This is a genomic window from Sinomonas gamaensis, assembly GCF_005876955.1.
Lineage (GTDB): Bacteria > Actinomycetota > Actinomycetes > Actinomycetales > Micrococcaceae > Sinomonas > Sinomonas gamaensis.
On the sequence record NZ_SSCL01000012.1, the window covers coordinates 1 to 16,559 of the forward strand.

Here is a 16,559-nt window from a genome sequence, read left to right on the forward strand (position 1 = left end):
CGCGCTGGAGGCCACCGCCAGGGCCCCGGCGGCGTCCAGGCCCTCCGCGGCGGGCAGGCTGATCGAGCCGTGCAGCGGGGAGCCCGGCCCCGCGTCCCCGAGCACGATCGAGGCCGCCCAGCCCCCCGGATCCGCCCCGTCGGGGTCGCCGGCGGCGGCGCCGGGGAAGCCGGGGTGCTCCTCCCAGCCCCCCACCTGCCCCTCCGGGAAGCCCGGGTGCTGCGCCCACCCCGGCGCACCCCAGTCCCCCTCGCCCGGCCCAGCGCCCATCCCCGGCCCCCCCCTTTTCCGGCTCTTCCTCCAACTGGGAACAGCCTACGAAGGGCCACCGACAGAACAAGGGCGGGCGCCGAAGAGCCGTGTCCGAGGTGAGCGCCAACCGCGCGTTCAGAACCCCAGCGCTGTGGCGACCCCGAGCATCCCAGCGTGGCCGAGGGCCCAAAGCGCGGTGCCGACTCCGACGAGGGCGTAGCAGCTCACAGGTACGAGCATGAGCCACTCTCGCCAGGAACCGGCGTCGCCGAGAACGGGAATTGCGACGCGGCCGCCGCGATGCCACACGTCCGCGAGAATGGGGACTTTCGAGAGCATCTTGGGCCGACGGAACGCGATGGGCCAGAGGAGGTTGCAGCCGCCCGTGGTGAGCATGTCCCCAGCGATGTGCACTGACGCCCCGAGGGCGACGGCGAGCGGGAACCAGTTCTGCTCGTGCGGGGCGGCGATCGCGATGAAGGCCGCGAGCGGAACGGAGACCACCCACGGGAGCTTCCGGACGCCGTCAGGAAAGATCCCGAGGACCTTCGCTGCAAAGCTCACGAGGAGCAGCGAGACAAGCCCTGCACCCGCGTAGATGGTGCCGAACCACGGGGTCTCAATAGTCCACAGCCCGGCAGCCCACGCCAAGGCAGTGAACAGGGCGATCCCGACGAGCGAGTGCGTCCCGTTGCGGTGCCCTCCCGAGGCTGCCCCGAGTATCTCGCAGAGGACGCGCGAGACCGGCGGCAGGGAATGGGCGATGGTGGCACTCGGGTGGTCGGCGTCCGGCAGCAGCGCGGCCCCGGCCGTGACGAGCGCGCCAGCGACGACCCCGAGAGGCGATGCGTGCAAGAGGGGCCAGCCGACCTCGAAACTCGCCGGTCCCAAGCCGAGCAATCCGGCAGTGACCGGCGAAGCGTCGATCTGAAGTTGCGTGGTCACGGCAACCCACGCGGCCGCCCCGCAGGCCGCGTGGTGAGGTCCCATCATGACGTGGAGTGTTCGGTGAAGGCGTCAGGCGAGGCAGTCGGCGCAGACGCCGGCTTCAACATCGGCGTCCCGCAGAAGGCGACCGCAGTCGCGGCAATCGGCGTGCAAGGCGAGGTCAGTGCAGTCCGCGCAGACGAACTCGTCGGATTCAGCGAGGCCGCGGCCGCAATCGGTGCAGGGCTCGTCGGTGGGGAGGTCCAGTTCTTCAACAGCAAGTGCGCTCATATTTCGAGGCTAGGAGCCACCTCCGACAAATTAAGGACGCCACCCCGGCGCGGCGGGAATCCGCGTAGGCTTACGTGGATGGCGCGCTACTTCGACGTTCACCCCGTGGATCCCCAGCCCCGCCTCATCGCCCAGATCGTTCGCATCCTTCAGGACGGCGGACTTATCGCCTACCCGACGGACTCCTGCTATGCGCTCGGAGCCCAGATGGGGAATCGCGATGCCCTCGACCGCATCCGCCAGATCCGACGACTGAATGACAAACACCATTTCACCCTCGTCTGCCGCGACTTCGCCCAGCTCGGACAGCTGGTGAACGTGGACAACGACGTCTTTCGCGCGATCAAGGGCGTGACCCCGGGCCCCTACACGTTCATCCTTCCGGCGACGCGTGAAGTGCCGCGCCGCATGCTCCATCCCAAGAAGAAGACTGTGGGCGTCCGGATCCCCGACAACAACGTGGTCCGCTCCCTCGTCGCGGAACTCGGGGAGCCGATCCTGTCCTCGACCCTGCTCCTGCCCGGCGACGAGGATCCGCTCATCGACGGCTGGGACATCAAGGAGCGCCTGGATCACGTGCTCGACGCCGTCGTCGACGCCGGGGACTGCGGCACTGAGCCGACCACCGTCGTCGACTTCTCGGACGGCTATGCCGAGGTCACCCGCCGCGGCGCGGGAGATCCCGGCCGCTTCGAATGACACTCACGCCAGCACTGCCCCGCCCGCCACGTCCAGCACTATGCCCGTAACCCAGCCCGCTTCGGGCGACGCGAGGAACGCGGCGGCCGCGGCAACATCCTGAGGCGTGCCGAGCCGCTGCAGAGGGTGGAACCGCGCCCAGGCGTCCAGTTGGTCCGCGGGGATCCGCTGCCGATTCCGCTCGGTCAGGATCGTCTCCGGGGCAATGCAGTTCGCGCGGACCCCAAAGGGACCGGCTTGTGCCGCGACGTCCTGGGTGAGCACAACGAGCGCCGCCTTGGCCGCGCCGTAGGCAATAGGCGCGCGGGCGTCGGGCTTGCGGCCTGCGGAGGACGCGATGGTGATGATCGAGCCCCGTCCGCGGCTCTTCATCCCGGGCAGGAAGCTCTTGAGGGTAAGGAACGTCGCAGTCAGATTGCCGTCGATCGTCGCGCGCCATCCTGCCTCTGGGATGTCTTCGAGCGGGGCAGGCGGAGTGAAGCTGCCACCGGCGTTGGCCACGAGGATGTCCACCGGTCCGAGCCCGTCCTCGACGCGGCCGCGGAGTGCCTCGATCTCGTCGAAGCGGGTGACGTCACCGGTCACGCCGAGCGCACTTCCGCCGTTGCCCCTGATCGCGGCAACGACGGAGTCGACCGCGGATTGATCCCTTCCATGGACGGCGACCGCCGCGCCGCGGTGGGCAAGTTCGACGGCGATGGCCTCGCCGATTCCGCGCGAGCTCCCCGTCACGAGGGCCACCTGTCCACGGAACGACTTCATGCTGGCGTCCATAGCACGAGCCTAGAATGGGATAGCGAGAGGAGACCCCCTGTGGCACGCTTCCGCTATCGCGAGCCGGCCAGCTCGAACGCCTTCCGCGCCAAGGTCGCGCACGCTCGCCATCCACGACGCGAGCGCCGGCCAGCACGCCGGGCGGGGCTCGGCGTCGTCACCCCGCAGACCACCGCCGCGTGGCGCGACCTCCTCGCCCCCGACGGAACCCCGGCCGCCCTCCCCTATCAGATCGAGTACGTCCGCGCAGCGGTCCAGCAGGAAACTGGGCTCAGGCCCAGCCTTCGCGGGCTGACCATCGGGCAGGCGCAGAGGATCCTCTCTGCCCTCAACGTCGATTCGCGTCCTCTCTGGCACAGCGGGCGCGACAGCTGGGCTATGAATGTGCTCGCGATCTGCGGCAAGTGGCTCGCGTTCACCATGCTCTTCATCGTGATACTGGGCCTTGGCCGCGCCGACGGCGTCCCGGTCGTGCTGTTGATCCTCGCGGGCTTCGGCTTCTCGGCGATGCGGCGGCAGCGCCGGCAGAGCTTCGAAGACCGCTATTACCGGGCGGTCCGGCCGCAGCCGACGAAGCACGACGACGGCGGCGATCCCAGGCGTTCCTCCCCGCCGGACGCTCCTCCCGCCCCAGGCAACCCGTACGACATCGACACGTACCTTCGTCGGCTCGACGACGAAGGCCGCTGATCTCACGCTCCCCGCCCCAAGGACAACTACGCCTTGACAGCTGGCATGGCAGTACTTGTATGGTACTGGCTGGAGAACCAACCACAGAAGGAACTGCCTCGTGAAGATCACCGACGCCCGCGTTGTCGTCTCCTCCCCCGGACGCAACTACGTCACCCTCGTCATCGAGACCGAGGACGGCATCACTGGCATCGGAGACGCGACCCTGAACGGCCGCGAACTCGCCGTCGCGTCTTACCTCCGCGACCACCTGTGCCCGCTCCTCATCGGACGGGACGCCCGGCGGATCGAGGACACATGGCAGTACTTCTACAAGGGGGCCTACTGGCGCCGCGGGCCGGTGACCATGACCGCTATCGCAGCGATCGACGTCGCCCTTTGGGACATCAAGGGCAAAGCCGCCGGCATGCCGGTCTACGAGCTGCTCGGCGGCGCTGCCCGCGAGGGCGTCATGGTGTACGGCCACGCGAGCGGTGCGACGCTCGAGGACCTCAGCGCCGACTTCCAGCACCACCTCGACCTCGGCTACAAGGCCATTCGTGCCCAGGCTGCCATCCCCGGAATCGAGAAGACCTACGGGATCGCGCCCGCCGACGGGAAGCTCTACGAGCCCGCGAGCGGCGCAGTCCCGCAGGAGGACACGTGGGAGACGACGGCGTACCTCGACTTCGCGCCCATCATGATGGCCCACGTCCGCAAGGAGTTCGGCTACAAGGTCCATGTGCTCCACGACGTGCACCACCGCCTCACCCCGATCGAGGCAGGCCGCCTCGGCGCCTCACTCGAGCCCTATCGCCCGTTCTGGATCGAGGACCCGACGCCAGCCGAGGACCAGGGCGCGTTCCGCTTGATCCGCCAGCACACGACGACGCCGATCGCCGTGGGCGAGGTCTTCAACTCGATCTGGGACTGCCAGCAGCTCATCACGGAGCGGCTCATCGACTATGTCCGTGCGTCCGTCTCCCACGCGGGCGGCATCACGCACCTGCGCCGGATCTTCTCGCTCGCCGAGCTGTACGGCGTGCGGTCCGGGTCGCACGGCGCCGGCGACCTCTCCCCCGTCTCGTTCGCGGCCGCGCTCCACGTGGACCTGAGCATCCCGAACTTCGGCATCCAGGAGTACATGGGCCACCGCGACCCGGCAAACGAGATCTTCACCACCTCCTACACGTTCCGGGACGGCTACATGCATCCGGGCTCGAAGCCCGGCCTAGGAGTCGAGTTCAACGAGGAGGCCGCCGCGCGCTTCCCGTTCGACCCCAAGTACCTCCCGGTCAACCGTCGCCTCGACGGCTCGATGCACGACTGGTGACTTCCGGAACGGCCCGAGAGGGGTCGCGCGCAGGCGACTGACGTGCTGGACTGGGGCGATGGCAACGCATCAGATCGGATACCTCATCGGAAGCCTCGCCTCCCACTCCATCAACCGAACCCTCACGAAAGCCCTCATCAAACTCGCGCCCGAGGAACTCGAGTTCACGGAGATCCCCATCGGCAATCTGCCGCTCTACAGCCCCGATTTCGACGCCGACTATCCCCCCGAGGGGCGCGCGTTCAAGGACGCGGTCGAGGCCTCGGACGGAATCCTCTTCATCTCCCCCGAGTACAACCGCTCCATCCCCGGTGCACTCAAGAACGCCATCGACTGGGGTTCGCGTCCCTGGGGCACGAATTCATTCGCCCGCAAGCCCACGGGAATCATCGGCGCCTCGCCCGGGAACATCGGGACGGCGGTCATGCAGTCCTCGATGCGGTCCGTCCTGAGCTTCCTCGACGCGCCCCAGCTCAACTCCCCCGAGGCCTACGTCAAGTTCGACCATGCGGTGTTCGGCGATGACGGGGCAGTCAACGACCCCCAGCTGGAGAAGTTCCTGCGCCATTTCATGGAGGAATATGCCGCGTTCGTGCAGCGGGTCCTGGCCGCCAATGCGCCGGGGCACATCGGCGACAGCGACCCGTACTCCCAAGGTGAGTAACCGCGTCTCTCGTGGGTAGACCTTGCCTATGACTTTCGAACCCCGCACCGCCATTGTCACTGGATCTGATTCCGGGATCGGCCAGGCCACGGCCGTCGCCCTCGCTGCTGCCGGCATGGACGTGGGCGTCACGTGGCACACCGACGAAGCCGGCGCGCAGGAAACCGCCGAGGAGATCCGCGGGCACGGCCGGAAGGCCTTCGTGGCTCAGCTCGACGTCTCCGATGCACCCGCCTGCGGGCAGGTGATCGACGACCTGGCGGAGCAGCTCGGTGGGCTCGACGTCTTCGTCAACAACGCCGGGACCGGCGCCAACGAGCCGTTCCTCGACATGGAGTACAACCGCTGGCGAGAGATTGTGGCGACGGACTTGGACGGCGCGTTCGTGTGCCTTCAGCGCGCCGCGCGTCACATGGTGCAGGCGGGCAGCGGAGGACGCCTCATCGCTGTCACGAGCGTCCACGAGCACCAGCCCCGCGTCGGCTCGTCCGCCTATGACGCCGCGAAGCACGGCCTAGGTGGCCTGATGAAGACGATCGCGCTCGAGCTGGGCCAGCACGGGATCACAGCCAACTCCGTGGCGCCCGGCGAGATCGCGACGCCTATGACCGGCCAGGAGGATCAAGACCCGCACGGCACGAAGAGGCCGGGAGTGCCGCTGGGCCGCCCGGGGGATGCGCGCGAGATCGCGGCCGTGATCGCGTTCCTGGCCTCGCCGGCGGCGAGCTACGTCACCGGCGCATCATGGGCTGTCGACGGCGGCATGCTCCAGATGGGGCCGCAGGGCGGCTCCCACATCACGAGCGATGACTGGCGGAAGGGGTGACGCGGAAGGGGTGATTCAGACGGCGACCGTCAGAAGCCGCGCGGAGCCGTCGGCCTCCCGCACCAGCCGGATCCGCTGCCGGCCGAGGTCGACCTCGCCGCTCCCGAGCAGGGCGGAGTAGCGGCTGAGCTTCTCCTCCAGCGAGAGGGCTTGGAGGTGGGCCCCTGCGTGCTCGAAGAACGCCTCCGCCATGACCAGCCCAGTGACCATGCGGTCGCCGAGCCCCGTGATGGCCTTGTTCACGCGCGTGAACAGGTCCGGGACGAAGAGCAGCACCAGGGCGAAGACGGCGGCCGCTACGAGGCTGATGCGGTTGGTGATGACGACGTAGGCGAGCACCAGGCCGACGACGACGACGATCGCCCGGCACGCCAGGTTGAGCGCCCGGGCGAGCGTGCGATGGGAATTCATCTTGGTGAGCAGGGCGTGGTCGGCGGCCATGGACAGCCGCTGGCCCGCCTCGAGGATGGTCTCCCGGATGAGGCGACTTCCGTCGGGGAGGAGTTCGCCCTTGATACCAAACAGATCGGATGCCATGAGGGTGTCCTCCCGCCGCGCGTGTAACAGATTGGACACGATTGTCCCACGGCGGGCCCCCTGCTGAGGAATTCCTCTCAAGGAATGGACGCAGCGACGGCTGGGAAACTAGCTCGCGGTCGCGGCGGCAGGCTGGAAGCCCGTCACCAGCTGGGTCACGCCGCGGTGCTTCCGGTGGTGCTCGATGAGCAGGCTCGCCATGAGCCGGGCCCGCTCGGCGGCGTGCTTGTCGCCCTCGGCATCGGCCACCATGGCGCCCTTGATGAGGATGTGGCTCGACCAGGCGAAGCCCTCGGGATCCTCCAGGCGGGCGGCCTTTGCGAGCGCCGCGAGCTGCTCGCGCGTCCGGGTGAGGTAGCCGATGCTTGCGCGCCCGAGGGGGTGCTCCGGGCCCATCTCGATCATGACATGCAGGAAGGCACTGGCCTCCGCCGCGCCCCGCTGGAACCAGTCGTCGAGCACGCCGAAGACGGCCAGAAGAGCTTCTTCCCCCTGGCCGACGCGTTCGGTCGCGGCCTCGATGGCGGCGCTGCGTTCGGTGAACCAGCGGTCGAGGTAGGCGAGGACGAGGTCGTCCTTGGAAGGGAAATGTCGATAGAACGTGGCCTTCGCCACGCCGCACCTCGTGATGATCTCATCGACACCGACGTCGCGTATGCCACGCCGGGCGAACAGGTCGAATGAGGTGTCAAGGATCCTCTCACGCGCTCCCGGACGGCCGCCGCTGGGGGTCGCGCGAGCTTCATCACGCTCGTCCATGCACGGCATCTTACCGCATGACTGGACAGACAGGTCTGTCTACGTGTAGAAATCCTGTCACGAGCTAGACAGACTGGTCTGTCTCGCCGGGCGAGCTGGAGGCCCGACCACACAGGACCGGCCTCGACCCCGCCGCCACGGAGGCGGATGGAGACGAGGCCACGACACCGGACCGAGGTTTCGAGCCGGAGGAGGAGGACCGCAGCTGTGACTGAACTCCTTGAGGAAGCAGGCAAGCTCGCCAGCGATCATCTGGGGGTTGCGGATGCCCTTGCACGGCGCTACCGCTACCCAGGACACGATCCCGAGGACCTGCGCCAGGTGGCGCGCCTGGCTCTCGTCGTGGCGGCACGCCGCTACCGCGAGGGCTTGGGACAGGGATTCGTCCCCTACGCTGTGCCGACGATCACGGGAAGCATCAAGCGCTACATCAGGGACCAGTCGTGGGTCGTGAGGCCCCCGCGCTCCCTGCAGGAGCTGCGGCTGGATGTCAACGCCGCCCGCCAGCGGCTGGTCCAGGAACTGGGACGGGAACCTTCCACCGCTGAGCTGAGCAGTGAACTGGGGGTGCCGGAGGAGAGCGTCGCGAAGGCGCGGGTGGCAGAGGCGGCGATGGTCGGCGTCGCCATCGAGCCCCTGGACACCTCCGGCGACACGCCTGCGGACCCTTCTCTGCGTGTCGTCGCCGAGGACGAGCCGGGATTCGAACGCGTGGAGCGCCAGCAGCTGCTCGCGTCAGCCATGAGCGGCCTGTCCGAAGAGGACCGCAGGCTCATCAAGATGAGGTTCGTGGACGAGATGAGCCAGAGCGAGATCGCGGAGGTGCTCGGCGTGAGCCAGATGCAGGTCTCCCGTCTGCTCAAGCGAGTCCTGGACCGAATGCGCCGGAAGATCGCAGCATGAGCCTTGCCCTCGCACCCCATCCGGAGGAGATGCGGCGCGCCCTCAGGGGCGACCGCAAGGTCATCGTCGACCAGTCCAATGCCGAACTGCACGCTTATCTGCTCGCAGCCGGAGCGCAGTCGGCGAGGGTCCTCTGGACGACAGCATCAGGACGTCGGCGGCAGAGGATCGTCGACCTCGATCAGATCCGCTTCCCCCGCCCAGATGCACCGTGGGAGGGGATCGAAATCTCGCCCGAGCGGCTCCCCTTCGCCTCACCCGCACGCCTCACCTGACACGCCTTCCCTGACCTGCCGTGCTTGAAGAGGGCCCGCTGGATCGGCCTTCAGTACGCGGAGCGATCCGCGGGCTTCTTCGGAATAGTTACGGCAGCCGCGAGGAACGCAGCATCTGGGCTTCGCCGGCCCGCTCGGGATGGAGCGGCACGGGGCTGAGGAGCACGGCTGGTCCGCGATGCAGGAAGCCGCTGCTCAGGGCACGGCAGCGGATGCCGCCTCGACCTCGCATCGCGGCGTGTGCGCCCGGAGCGAGCATCCGGTCCATCCAGGCGCACGGATGGGCCGGGCGGCCGCCGAACAGGCGCACGGTGGAGCCGCCGGCTTCGAGGGCGAACTCCTGCCCGAGGAGCGGAGCCAGCTGCGCCCCCCGCAGGGTCACGTTCCGCCGCGTCAGGAGCGGGTCAAAGGCGTCCGCGCCCAGCTCCCCCGCCACGGCCTCGAGGCCCTCGACGGCAAGGAGGGTGAGCGCTGCGTCCATGTGCGCGGCCTTGCCGAAGAAACGGTCGCCCACAATGCCCTTGCCGGCCACGACCTCGACCCGATCGGCGTCCGCTGTGGGCACCTCCGCGGCCCCGTCGCGTGCCCGGCCGAAGTAGGCGTGGGCGGGCGAGACCAGCAGGTGCAGGATCTCCACGTCGTAGTCGAAGGCAGCACTCATGAGTCGATCTTCCCCCTACCCTGAACGGATGGAGAAGCAATGACGGTCCTCAGCGCTGGCCTGCTCCTGTATCGGCGCAACGGTTCCGGCCCGCTCGACGTCTGGATCGCCCACATGGGCGGACCCTTCTGGGCCCGCAAGGACGTGCACGCGTGGTCGATCCCCAAGGGCGAATACACCGACGACGAAGACCCCTTGGCTGCCGCCAAGCGGGAGTTCACCGAAGAGATCGGCGCGCCCCCGCCTGCCGCGAAGTACGTGGGGCTGGGGATGTTCCGCCAGCCGTCCGGCAAGCGCCTCACCATCTACGCCGGCGAGTCGGACTTCGAGCCGGAAGGGATCTTCAGCAACACCTTCCCGCTCGAATGGCCCAAAGGGTCCGGCAGGATCCAGGAGTTCCCGGAGATCGACCGCGCGCAATGGTTCAGCGAGCCCGAGGCCCGGACCAAGCTCGTCGTCGGGCAACTTCCGATCCTCGACGCCCTGATCCGGCACCTCGGGTGATCCGGCGGCCTTACCGGCTGGAGCTGCTCGACGGCGTAGCCCCGGACGTCGACGAGCTGCTGGAGCTGGAGGACGTCGAGCTCGACGTCGCCGAACCCGTGGGTGACGAGGTCGACGTGCTGTTCGAGCCGGAGGTCGTGCTGGCCGACGAGCTTGATGACGCGCTGGAGGAGGTCTTCTCGAGCACCTTGTTCACGAGGTCCTCGAGCTCCTTCTGGTCGCTGTCCCCCAGGTTCCCGCCGCTCTTGGTCGCGACGACGAGGAGCCTGTCCTTGCCGCCCGAGACCTGCATCAGCATGTCGGAGCTGTTTCCTCCGCGCGTGCTCACGGTGCCGAACGTCTCGTCCGCCTTGGTCTTGGCCTGAAGCTGCTTGCTCGCGACGGTCACCTTCTGGCCGACAGCCTCCACCGTGAACGTGGAGCATTTGCTCATCTTGCTCTCGATGTCCTTGAGGATCTGCTCGGCGTCCGGGCCCTGCGATCCCGACTGCGCGGAAACCGTCCGCGGCTGCTGGCTGTCCGAGATCGCCACGGCCACCGAACCGTTCTCCACGCTGTTGACGAGTCCAGCCGTCGCAATCGACTTGCAGTCCGAGGGATCCACCGTCGCGGTGCTAAGCAGGAGCTTGCCCAGGTCCTTGCCCTGATTCACCTGATCCTGCGAGTACAGCTTGAGCTCATTGCCGTCCGAGTCCTTCAGGCCCGAGACGAGGGTTCGGAGCTCCGACTCGCTGTAGACGCGAGCGCTCGACGTGCTCGACGGCGTTCCCGTCGCCGAAGACGACGGCGCGGTCCCTCCCCCATTTGTGCATCCCACCAGAGCCAGAGCGGCCAGGCTCGTCAGTCCGAGTGCAGCAGTTCCCCGTTTGTGCATTGCTTCCTCCGATTTCGTGGGTCTCACGGCACCTCGTGGTTACCCCTGCGGTCTCGGATACGAACAATCTCGCGGCAGGACGGTGGGCACGCGTACACGACAGCGGCCACAGACAGCAGGAAGGTGCCCAGACACATGAGGAGGGGCCCGGTTTCCCGAGCCCCTCCTGCCCCATGAATCATCCACCCCTGGAAGGCGAAGCGACTGCGTCCGCCCCGAGCCTCGCGCCGCCGCCTCGTACTAAAGGGATACCCGCGGGCATCGGGACTAAACAACGCTTCTTTCGCGGATGATCAGAATCCGCTCACGCCGTTCGGCGTGCCGAGGCCCGTGGGACCGTCCCATCCGGCGCCCGCGGTGCACCAGCGGACGGTTGCGCACGTGCCGTTGGATCCCGAGGTCACGTCGAAGAAGGATCCCGCGTGGGCGTAGGGGATGGTGTTGGCGTACGTGCCCGTGGCCTTCGAGCCGGTGTTGCCCGAGAGGGCGTACACCGAGGCGATGATCGGAGCGGCCTCGCTGGTTCCGCCGAACTGGCCCCATCCGGAGGCCCCGCTCGAGCTGGGGTAGTAGACCGAGATCCCGCCGTTGCTCGGGTCCGAGGCGGCCGCGACATCGTTCATCGCGCGCTTCGAGCAGCCTGTGCTGTAGGTCGAGGCCGCGGCGAGTGCCGCGTTGTAGGAGGAGCATCCGGATCCCGTGCCGCTCCACGCAGTCTCAGACCAACCGCGCGCGTTGGTGGCCTTCACAAGCGAGGTTCCGCCGACTGCGGTGACGTAGTGGGAGGACGCGGGATAGGACGCTCCCTGATATCCGTTGTCGCCGGCGCTCGCTGTGACGGCGATGCCAGGCAGGTTGTAGTACTTCCCATAGGCCGAGTCGGAAGCGTCCGAACCGCCGTAGCTGTTGGAGATCGCGACGACCCCGGGGATCTTCGACGCCGTCTGCACAGCCGTGCCGAGGTCTGCGAAGGAGGACGAGTTCGCCTGCACCATCACGATCTTGCAGTCGGGGCATGCGGCGGAAACCGCGTCGACGTCAAGCGCCTGCTCCTGCGCCCAGCCCAGGTTGAACGCCGGGAGGGCCGTCCCGCCGGTCTGGTTGACGATCCGCAGGCAGCCGCTCGCGACTGTGCAGGCCGGCAGCCCGAACTGCGCGCGGTAGGTGGCGAGATCGCTGGCGAGGCCCGGATAGCCGTACGCGTCCACGATCGCCACAGTGCGGCCGCCCGAGGCGGTGCCCGTGAGCTTGTAGGCGTCACGGATCTGCGCCGGGGTGAGGCCCGACGACGGCGGTGCGCTCAGGCGCGGTGCCGCCTTCCCGTCGGGGCCGGCGGTCTGCCTGGCTGTGCACGACGCCTCTCCGGGAGCAGGATCGTTGCAGACCTTGACCGAATTCCCCTTGCCGTTGCCTTGGCCCGGGTCGGCCACGCCGGCTTGCGCGCCGGTCATGAGCGCCGCGACGAGCAGCAGGCCCGTTCCGGCGACGGACAGAAGCTTCCTGATGATGACTCCTCAGAGCGTTGATCGGAGGTGATGGGATTGCGCTGGCACATAACCAGGTTCACCATCGAGGCTACGGAGGAGTTCTGCCTCAGGGCGGCGAATTGGGGGGAAGCTCGGGAAAGCCTTGCAGGATTCTTCGACACAGAGGAAGCAGAGCATGACCATCACCCAGCCGCAGGAGCATCCCGTCTACCTCGAGCGGCCCCCGTCCTCCGACCTCCGCGACGCCCTTGAGGTGATCCTCGACAAGGGCATGGTGATCGACGGGTACGTCCGGGTCTCTCTTGTGGGCCTCGAGATCCTCACAGTCGATCTCCGGGCCGTCATCGCGAGCGTGGACACATACCTCAAGTTCGCGGAGGCCATGGAGCGCCATGCCCAGGCCTTGAAGGAGATCAGGGGCGAGAGCGAGGACTAGAGGCTGCCCTCCGCGAGGGCGGCCTTCCGCACGGCGAGAAGTCGCTCAGCCTCGCTCAGGGACCCGGCGAACAGCGCTAGCCGGCGTAGATCCGCGGCGTGTTCGTCGCCGTCGAGCATCCTCTCGAGGAGCCGCGCACGATCGCCGTCGAGCAGCGAGGCCCACTCGTCCACCCAGGGTTCCATCGCAGAATTGCGCTTCTCCTGGCGGAGGCGCGCCAGATTCCTCCGGGCGACGGCGATGACGCCGGTCCCGTCCCTCTCGAGCTTCTCGGCGACCGCGCGGTGGAGCTCCCAGGCGATCCGGTCCTCGGTGAACCTCAGCTCGGGACGCCGGCGGCGAGCACGTTCGATGGCCGCCTCGATTTCCGGAATCCCGCAGCGGAGATCGGCGGCGATGACACGCACCGGTCGTCCCCCTGCCCGGAGCCCGAAGACGGCCTCGTCGCCGCTCGCCGCCGCACCGCCGTCGTCGTTCTCGAGGATCGCCGAAGCCTCCTCGAGGAGCGACTCGATGAGTTCGCTGGACATGGAGCTCTCCTTGCTACCCACCCCTGCCGCGCTAGACCGCCGCGGCGTTGTCCTTCTCGTTCTCGACGTCCGCCTCGCCGCGGCCTGTCCAGGTCTTCACCACAGTCCACGCCACCGCTGTGACCGGCACTGCGAGGAGCGCTCCGATGATTCCCGCGAGCACGCTTCCCGCGGCGAGCGCCAGCAGGATCGCGAGCCCGTGGATGCTGAGGACCTTGCCCATGAGGAGCGGCTGCAGGAGGTGATGCTCGAGCTGGTTGGCGAGGAGGACGATGGCGAGCACGATCAGGGCCGTGACGGGCCCGTTCGAGATGAGCGCGATGCCGACGGCCAGGACGCCGGCGAGTGTGGCGCCGACGATGGGGATGAAGCCGCCGATGAACACGAACACTGCGAGCGGCAGTGCGAGCGGGACTTGCAGCACGAGGAGGCCGGCGCCCACGATCACCGCGTCGGCGAGCGCCACGAGCGCCGTCCCCCGCACGTAGCCGCCCAAGACGATGGCGCTGCGCTCGGCGGCGAGCCACGCCCGATCGCGGTACCGCGCGGGCATGAAGCCGATGAGGAAGCTCTTGATCTCGTGCCCGTCCTTCAGGAAGAAGAAGAGGATCACCACCATCAGCACGAAGGAGGCCACGATCTCCCCGATCGTGCGGGCTCCGGTGAGGGCTTCCGTCCCGAGGCTTCCATTCGAGAAGAACTGCTGCAGGGAATCGCGCGCCTGATTGATCTGGCTGTCGCTCACGGGAACGGGCCCGTTGGTCAGGAAGGCGTGGAGCTGCTCGAATCCAGCGGTGAAGCGGGCCGCGAGCTCGTGGGACTGCGCACGGATCAGGAACACGATGCCCGTCACGACGCCGCCGAAGACGACGAGGATCGCGATGAACGAGGCGAGGACTGCGAGCGCGCGCGGCCATCCGGCGTGGTCCAGCCGCCGCACGAGGGGTGCGATGGCCGAGGCGAGGATGACCGCGAGCGTCACGGGGATCACCACGAGCGGGACCCTCAGGAGAACCCAGATGACCGCCCAGACCAAGGCGCCCACCGCAAGGGCCTGGATCGAGCGGATGCCTGCCCGTCCGAGGGCATCGGTCCAGAGCTCCGTCAGGCGGGGCCGTGTGCTGGGTGTCTCAGGCATCAGGCCATCCTCCTGTCGTGGCGGCGGAGCGCCAGCCGGAGGCTCACGAGGCCGGCGACCGCCACGACGGCGAGCCCCGCGAAGTAGAAGATCGAAGACAGCGACGAGACCGCCGCGTCCGTCCCCGGCCGGAGGAAGCCGTAGTCGAGGGCCGGCACCGCGTTCCCGGTCACCACCACGGCGAGGAGCGCGGCGATGCCGCCCATGGAATCCCAGAGGCCATGGAGGGCCACTACCGCGAGGAAGGCGATGAGCACTCCGCCCGTGAACCGGTAGGCGGTGGCACGTCCCGTGGCCCCGAAGATGACCGCGCCGAGGATCGCCGTCCAGAGGACGTGGCAGACCGGCGTGAGGATGGATCGCATGGCCTCCGTCTGCAGCATCGACGCAAGATCGATCCCTCCCGAGGTCACGGCCGCGTTGAACGCGTACCCTGCAGACTCGAACGCGGCGAAGCCGGCGCCGATCGAGGCGCCGAGAAGCGCGCCCTGACGGGACGTCTTGGGCACGACGTTGCGTCCCACGATGAGAAGGACCACGGCCTTGACGGCCTCCTCGATGAGCCCCACCCGCAGGTAGATCCACGTGGTGGCGTGGAGGTCGGCCTCCAGGAGGGACGCGGCGAGGACCCCCACGATGCCGCCGGCGAAGAAGGCCACAATGACGTGGATCGGGGCCAGATTCCCCGTGATCCGCTCGACGGCGAAAAGGACCACGCTGAAGGGCACGAGGAAGCTCCCCAGCAGGATGAGCGTGGGGATCAGGTTCGCGTTGAGAGTCGAGACGGTGACGGCGATCGACGCGATCCACAGCGCGAAGCCGGCAAGGAGCGCCTTCCACCACCAGCCATGGCGGTGGGTTGGCGCCGCGGAATTGCGCGCATAGTAGTCGGCGGCCATGCGAGATCTCTACCCGGCGCGTAGGGGGCAAAACCGGTGCGGGGGTTCGCTGAGCGGGGAATGATGGGGCCATGAAAGCTGTCGAAGCCCTCAACGAGATCGCCTTCTGGCTCGAGCGAGAACTGGCGCCGAGTTTCAAGGTCAAGGCCTTCCGCAACGCGGCGGCGGTGATCGCCCAGATGACGGACGACGACGTCGCCGCCAGAGTGCGCGACGGCCGGCTCAAGCGCATGAAGGGCATCGGAAGCCGCACGTACGAGGTCATTCAGCAGGCTTCCGCGGGCGAGGTCCCGGAGTACCTGCAGAATCTGCGCGAGCGCGCCGAGCAGCCGTTGACGGAAGGCGAGGGGACGCTCCACTCGCTGCTGCGCGGAGACCTGCACAGCCACAGCGAGTGGTCCGACGGCGGGTCCCCCATCGAGGTCATGGTGCAGGCCGCGCGCCTGCTGGGGCGCGAGTACCTCGCGCTCACGGACCATTCGCCCAATCTCACCATTGCCAACGGGCTCAGCGAGGAGCGGCTCACCGAGCAGCTGACCGTCGTCGATCTGGTCAACGATGCGGGGAGCGGCGCGGAGCAGCAGGACGACGGATTCCGCCTCCTCGCGGGGATCGAGGTGGACATCCTGGAGGATGGCTCGCTCGACCAGACGCCGGAGATGCTCGATCGGCTCGATGTCGTGGTGGCGAGCGTCCATTCGAAGCTGCGCTCGGAGTCGGGGGTCATGACGCGACGGATGCTCGGAGCGATCGAGGATCCGCACACGGATGTGCTCGGCCACTGCACCGGGCGGCTCGTGACCGGTTCCCGCGGGACCCGCCCGGAGTCGGAGTTCGACGCCGGGCGGGTCTTCGCGGCCTGCGCCGCGAACGGCGTGGCGGTCGAGATCAACTCTCGCCCGGAACGGCAGGACCCGCCGGATGATCTCATCCAGCGGGCCCTCGACGCGGGGTGCCTCTTCAGTATCGACAGCGATGCGCACGCCCCCGGACAGCTCGACTTCCTGCACTACGGCGCGGCGAGGGCCGAGGCCAACGGCGTGCCGCCGGAGCGGATCGTGACGACGTGGCCGCTCGAGCGCCTGCTCGAGTGGACCGGCCGACGGCGGTAGCCGGGCGAC

At 68.2% G+C, this 16,559-nt stretch carries 21 protein-coding genes; 10 read left to right on the plus strand and 11 right to left on the minus strand.

All coding sequences use genetic code 11. The annotated features are described in order from the left end of the window. Nucleotides 1-270, minus strand: a 270-nt coding sequence (locus E5679_RS15055; RefSeq protein ID WP_212746968.1) for a hypothetical protein, incomplete at its 3' end; no start/stop codon positions are given. A gap of 117 nt (nucleotides 271-387) precedes the next feature. Next, entirely contained in the window at nucleotides 388-1,245 is an 858-nt protein-coding gene (locus tag E5679_RS15060; RefSeq protein WP_138417325.1) for a metal-dependent hydrolase, read from the minus strand. Between the two features lie 303 nt (nucleotides 1,246-1,548). Here E5679_RS15060 and E5679_RS15070 point away from each other — a divergent pair, with 303 nt between their 5' ends. Next, nucleotides 1,549-2,169 (plus strand): L-threonylcarbamoyladenylate synthase, encoded by a 621-nt coding sequence (locus E5679_RS15070; protein WP_138417329.1) that lies wholly within the window; start codon nucleotides 1,549-1,551, stop codon nucleotides 2,167-2,169. Between the two features lie 3 nt (nucleotides 2,170-2,172). Here E5679_RS15070 and E5679_RS15075 read toward each other — a convergent pair whose 3' ends face one another. Continuing rightward, nucleotides 2,173-2,943: an SDR family NAD(P)-dependent oxidoreductase gene (locus E5679_RS15075; protein WP_212746969.1), complete on the minus strand. Its 771-nt coding sequence runs from the start codon at nucleotides 2,941-2,943 to the stop codon at nucleotides 2,173-2,175. Nucleotides 2,944-2,982: 39 nt separating this feature from the next. Between E5679_RS15075 and E5679_RS15080 the strand changes: the two genes are divergently transcribed. The 4 genes from E5679_RS15080 (at nucleotide 2,983) to E5679_RS15095 (ending at nucleotide 6,435) form a co-directional block, all read left to right on the plus strand. Next, complete coding sequence (locus tag E5679_RS15080) at nucleotides 2,983-3,633, plus strand: hypothetical protein (protein WP_138417331.1); 651 nt, start codon at nucleotides 2,983-2,985, stop codon at nucleotides 3,631-3,633. A 100-nt stretch (nucleotides 3,634-3,733) separates the two neighbouring features. Beyond that, the gene (gene manD / locus E5679_RS15085; protein WP_138417333.1) at nucleotides 3,734-4,945 is read left to right on the plus strand and encodes a D-mannonate dehydratase ManD; all 1,212 of its coding nucleotides are present in this window, start codon (nucleotides 3,734-3,736) and stop codon (nucleotides 4,943-4,945) included. 58 nt (nucleotides 4,946-5,003) lie between these two features. Continuing rightward, nucleotides 5,004-5,609 (plus strand): NADPH-dependent FMN reductase, encoded by a 606-nt coding sequence (locus E5679_RS15090; protein WP_138417335.1) that lies wholly within the window; start codon nucleotides 5,004-5,006, stop codon nucleotides 5,607-5,609. 28 nt (nucleotides 5,610-5,637) lie between these two features. After that, nucleotides 5,638-6,435 (plus strand): SDR family oxidoreductase, encoded by a 798-nt coding sequence (locus E5679_RS15095; protein ID WP_138417337.1) that lies wholly within the window; start codon nucleotides 5,638-5,640, stop codon nucleotides 6,433-6,435. Nucleotides 6,436-6,450: 15 nt separating this feature from the next. On the opposite strand, the gene E5679_RS15100 is transcribed toward E5679_RS15095, so the two are convergent. Beyond that, nucleotides 6,451-6,972, minus strand: a complete 522-nt coding sequence (locus E5679_RS15100) for a hypothetical protein (RefSeq protein ID WP_138417339.1) — start codon at nucleotides 6,970-6,972, stop codon at nucleotides 6,451-6,453. Between the two features lie 108 nt (nucleotides 6,973-7,080). Next, nucleotides 7,081-7,731 (minus strand): TetR/AcrR family transcriptional regulator, encoded by a 651-nt coding sequence (locus E5679_RS15105; RefSeq protein WP_138417341.1) that lies wholly within the window; start codon nucleotides 7,729-7,731, stop codon nucleotides 7,081-7,083. Between the two features lie 207 nt (nucleotides 7,732-7,938). Here E5679_RS15105 and E5679_RS15110 point away from each other — a divergent pair, with 207 nt between their 5' ends. Then, the gene (locus E5679_RS15110) at nucleotides 7,939-8,634 is read left to right on the plus strand and encodes a sigma-70 family RNA polymerase sigma factor (protein WP_171042408.1); all 696 of its coding nucleotides are present in this window, start codon (nucleotides 7,939-7,941) and stop codon (nucleotides 8,632-8,634) included. Beyond that, nucleotides 8,631-8,909: a hypothetical protein gene (locus E5679_RS15115; protein ID WP_138417345.1), complete on the plus strand. Its 279-nt coding sequence runs from the start codon at nucleotides 8,631-8,633 to the stop codon at nucleotides 8,907-8,909. Before E5679_RS15110 ends, E5679_RS15115 begins: the two co-directional genes overlap by 4 nt. A gap of 88 nt (nucleotides 8,910-8,997) precedes the next feature. On the opposite strand, the gene E5679_RS15120 is transcribed toward E5679_RS15115, so the two are convergent. Then, nucleotides 8,998-9,570, minus strand: coding sequence for an MOSC domain-containing protein (locus E5679_RS15120; RefSeq protein WP_138417348.1), 573 nt, complete (start codon nucleotides 9,568-9,570; stop codon nucleotides 8,998-9,000). A 39-nt stretch (nucleotides 9,571-9,609) separates the two neighbouring features. Between E5679_RS15120 and E5679_RS15125 the strand changes: the two genes are divergently transcribed. Beyond that, entirely contained in the window at nucleotides 9,610-10,074 is a 465-nt protein-coding gene (locus tag E5679_RS15125; protein WP_138417350.1) for an NUDIX hydrolase, read from the plus strand. A gap of 10 nt (nucleotides 10,075-10,084) precedes the next feature. On the opposite strand, the gene E5679_RS15130 is transcribed toward E5679_RS15125, so the two are convergent. Both E5679_RS15130 and E5679_RS15135 read right to left on the minus strand, forming a co-directional pair. Next, nucleotides 10,085-10,948 carry a hypothetical protein gene (locus E5679_RS15130; protein WP_138417352.1) on the minus strand — a complete coding sequence of 288 codons (864 nt, stop codon included), beginning with the start codon at nucleotides 10,946-10,948 and terminating at the stop codon, nucleotides 10,085-10,087. Nucleotides 10,949-11,241: 293 nt separating this feature from the next. Next, nucleotides 11,242-12,399, minus strand: a complete 1,158-nt coding sequence (locus E5679_RS15135) for a S53 family peptidase (protein WP_212746970.1) — start codon at nucleotides 12,397-12,399, stop codon at nucleotides 11,242-11,244. Between the two features lie 211 nt (nucleotides 12,400-12,610). Between E5679_RS15135 and gvpJ the strand changes: the two genes are divergently transcribed. Then, a complete protein-coding gene (gene gvpJ, locus E5679_RS15140; protein WP_138417356.1) occupies nucleotides 12,611-12,871 on the plus strand; it encodes a gas vesicle protein GvpJ in 261 nt (86 codons plus the stop codon). Here gvpJ and E5679_RS15145 read toward each other — a convergent pair. Genes E5679_RS15145 through E5679_RS15155 form a run of 3 tightly spaced genes read right to left on the minus strand, consistent with a single transcriptional unit; the run spans nucleotide 12,868 to nucleotide 15,438 of the window. Further along, nucleotides 12,868-13,401, minus strand: a complete 534-nt coding sequence (locus E5679_RS15145; protein ID WP_138417358.1) for a hypothetical protein — start codon at nucleotides 13,399-13,401, stop codon at nucleotides 12,868-12,870. The two genes, gvpJ and E5679_RS15145, sit on opposite strands and share 4 nt — an antisense overlap. A gap of 31 nt (nucleotides 13,402-13,432) precedes the next feature. Beyond that, the gene (locus E5679_RS15150; protein WP_138417360.1) at nucleotides 13,433-14,539 is read right to left on the minus strand and encodes an AI-2E family transporter; all 1,107 of its coding nucleotides are present in this window, start codon (nucleotides 14,537-14,539) and stop codon (nucleotides 13,433-13,435) included. Next, the gene (locus E5679_RS15155) at nucleotides 14,539-15,438 is read right to left on the minus strand and encodes a PrsW family intramembrane metalloprotease (RefSeq protein ID WP_138417362.1); all 900 of its coding nucleotides are present in this window, start codon (nucleotides 15,436-15,438) and stop codon (nucleotides 14,539-14,541) included. Before E5679_RS15155 ends, E5679_RS15150 begins: the two co-directional genes overlap by 1 nt. Nucleotides 15,439-15,509: 71 nt before the next feature. Between E5679_RS15155 and E5679_RS15160 the strand changes: the two genes are divergently transcribed. Then, nucleotides 15,510-16,550: a PHP domain-containing protein gene (locus tag E5679_RS15160; RefSeq protein WP_138417364.1), complete on the plus strand. Its 1,041-nt coding sequence runs from the start codon at nucleotides 15,510-15,512 to the stop codon at nucleotides 16,548-16,550. The last annotated feature ends 9 nt before the right edge of the window (nucleotides 16,551-16,559 follow it).

Bases quoted from the DNA above. Each gene is read 5' to 3' on its own strand.
- E5679_RS15070 (WP_138417329.1), top strand. From the start codon at position 1,549: ATGGCGCGCTACTTCGACGTTCACCCCGTGGATCCCCAGCCCCGCCTC.
- E5679_RS15150 (WP_138417360.1), bottom strand. From the start codon at position 14,539: ATGCCTGAGACACCCAGCACACGGCCCCGCCTGACGGAGCTCTGGACC.
- E5679_RS15105 (WP_138417341.1), bottom strand. From the start codon at position 7,731: ATGGACGAGCGTGATGAAGCTCGCGCGACCCCCAGCGGCGGCCGTCCG.
- E5679_RS15060 (WP_138417325.1), bottom strand. From the start codon at position 1,245: ATGATGGGACCTCACCACGCGGCCTGCGGGGCGGCCGCGTGGGTTGCC.
- E5679_RS15135 (WP_212746970.1), bottom strand. From the start codon at position 12,399: ATGACCGGCGCGCAAGCCGGCGTGGCCGACCCGGGCCAAGGCAACGGC.
- E5679_RS15100 (WP_138417339.1), bottom strand. From the start codon at position 6,972: ATGGCATCCGATCTGTTTGGTATCAAGGGCGAACTCCTCCCCGACGGA.
- E5679_RS15125 (WP_138417350.1), top strand. From the start codon at position 9,610: ATGACGGTCCTCAGCGCTGGCCTGCTCCTGTATCGGCGCAACGGTTCC.
- gvpJ (WP_138417356.1), top strand. From the start codon at position 12,611: ATGACCATCACCCAGCCGCAGGAGCATCCCGTCTACCTCGAGCGGCCC.
- E5679_RS15120 (WP_138417348.1), bottom strand. From the start codon at position 9,570: ATGAGTGCTGCCTTCGACTACGACGTGGAGATCCTGCACCTGCTGGTC.
- E5679_RS15160 (WP_138417364.1), top strand. From the start codon at position 15,510: ATGAAAGCTGTCGAAGCCCTCAACGAGATCGCCTTCTGGCTCGAGCGA.
- E5679_RS15095 (WP_138417337.1), top strand. From the start codon at position 5,638: ATGACTTTCGAACCCCGCACCGCCATTGTCACTGGATCTGATTCCGGG.
- E5679_RS15075 (WP_212746969.1), bottom strand. From the start codon at position 2,943: ATGGACGCCAGCATGAAGTCGTTCCGTGGACAGGTGGCCCTCGTGACG.
- E5679_RS15155 (WP_138417362.1), bottom strand. From the start codon at position 15,438: ATGGCCGCCGACTACTATGCGCGCAATTCCGCGGCGCCAACCCACCGC.
- E5679_RS15115 (WP_138417345.1), top strand. From the start codon at position 8,631: ATGAGCCTTGCCCTCGCACCCCATCCGGAGGAGATGCGGCGCGCCCTC.
- E5679_RS15145 (WP_138417358.1), bottom strand. From the start codon at position 13,401: ATGTCCAGCGAACTCATCGAGTCGCTCCTCGAGGAGGCTTCGGCGATC.
- E5679_RS15130 (WP_138417352.1), bottom strand. From the start codon at position 10,948: ATGCACAAACGGGGAACTGCTGCACTCGGACTGACGAGCCTGGCCGCT.
- E5679_RS15090 (WP_138417335.1), top strand. From the start codon at position 5,004: ATGGCAACGCATCAGATCGGATACCTCATCGGAAGCCTCGCCTCCCAC.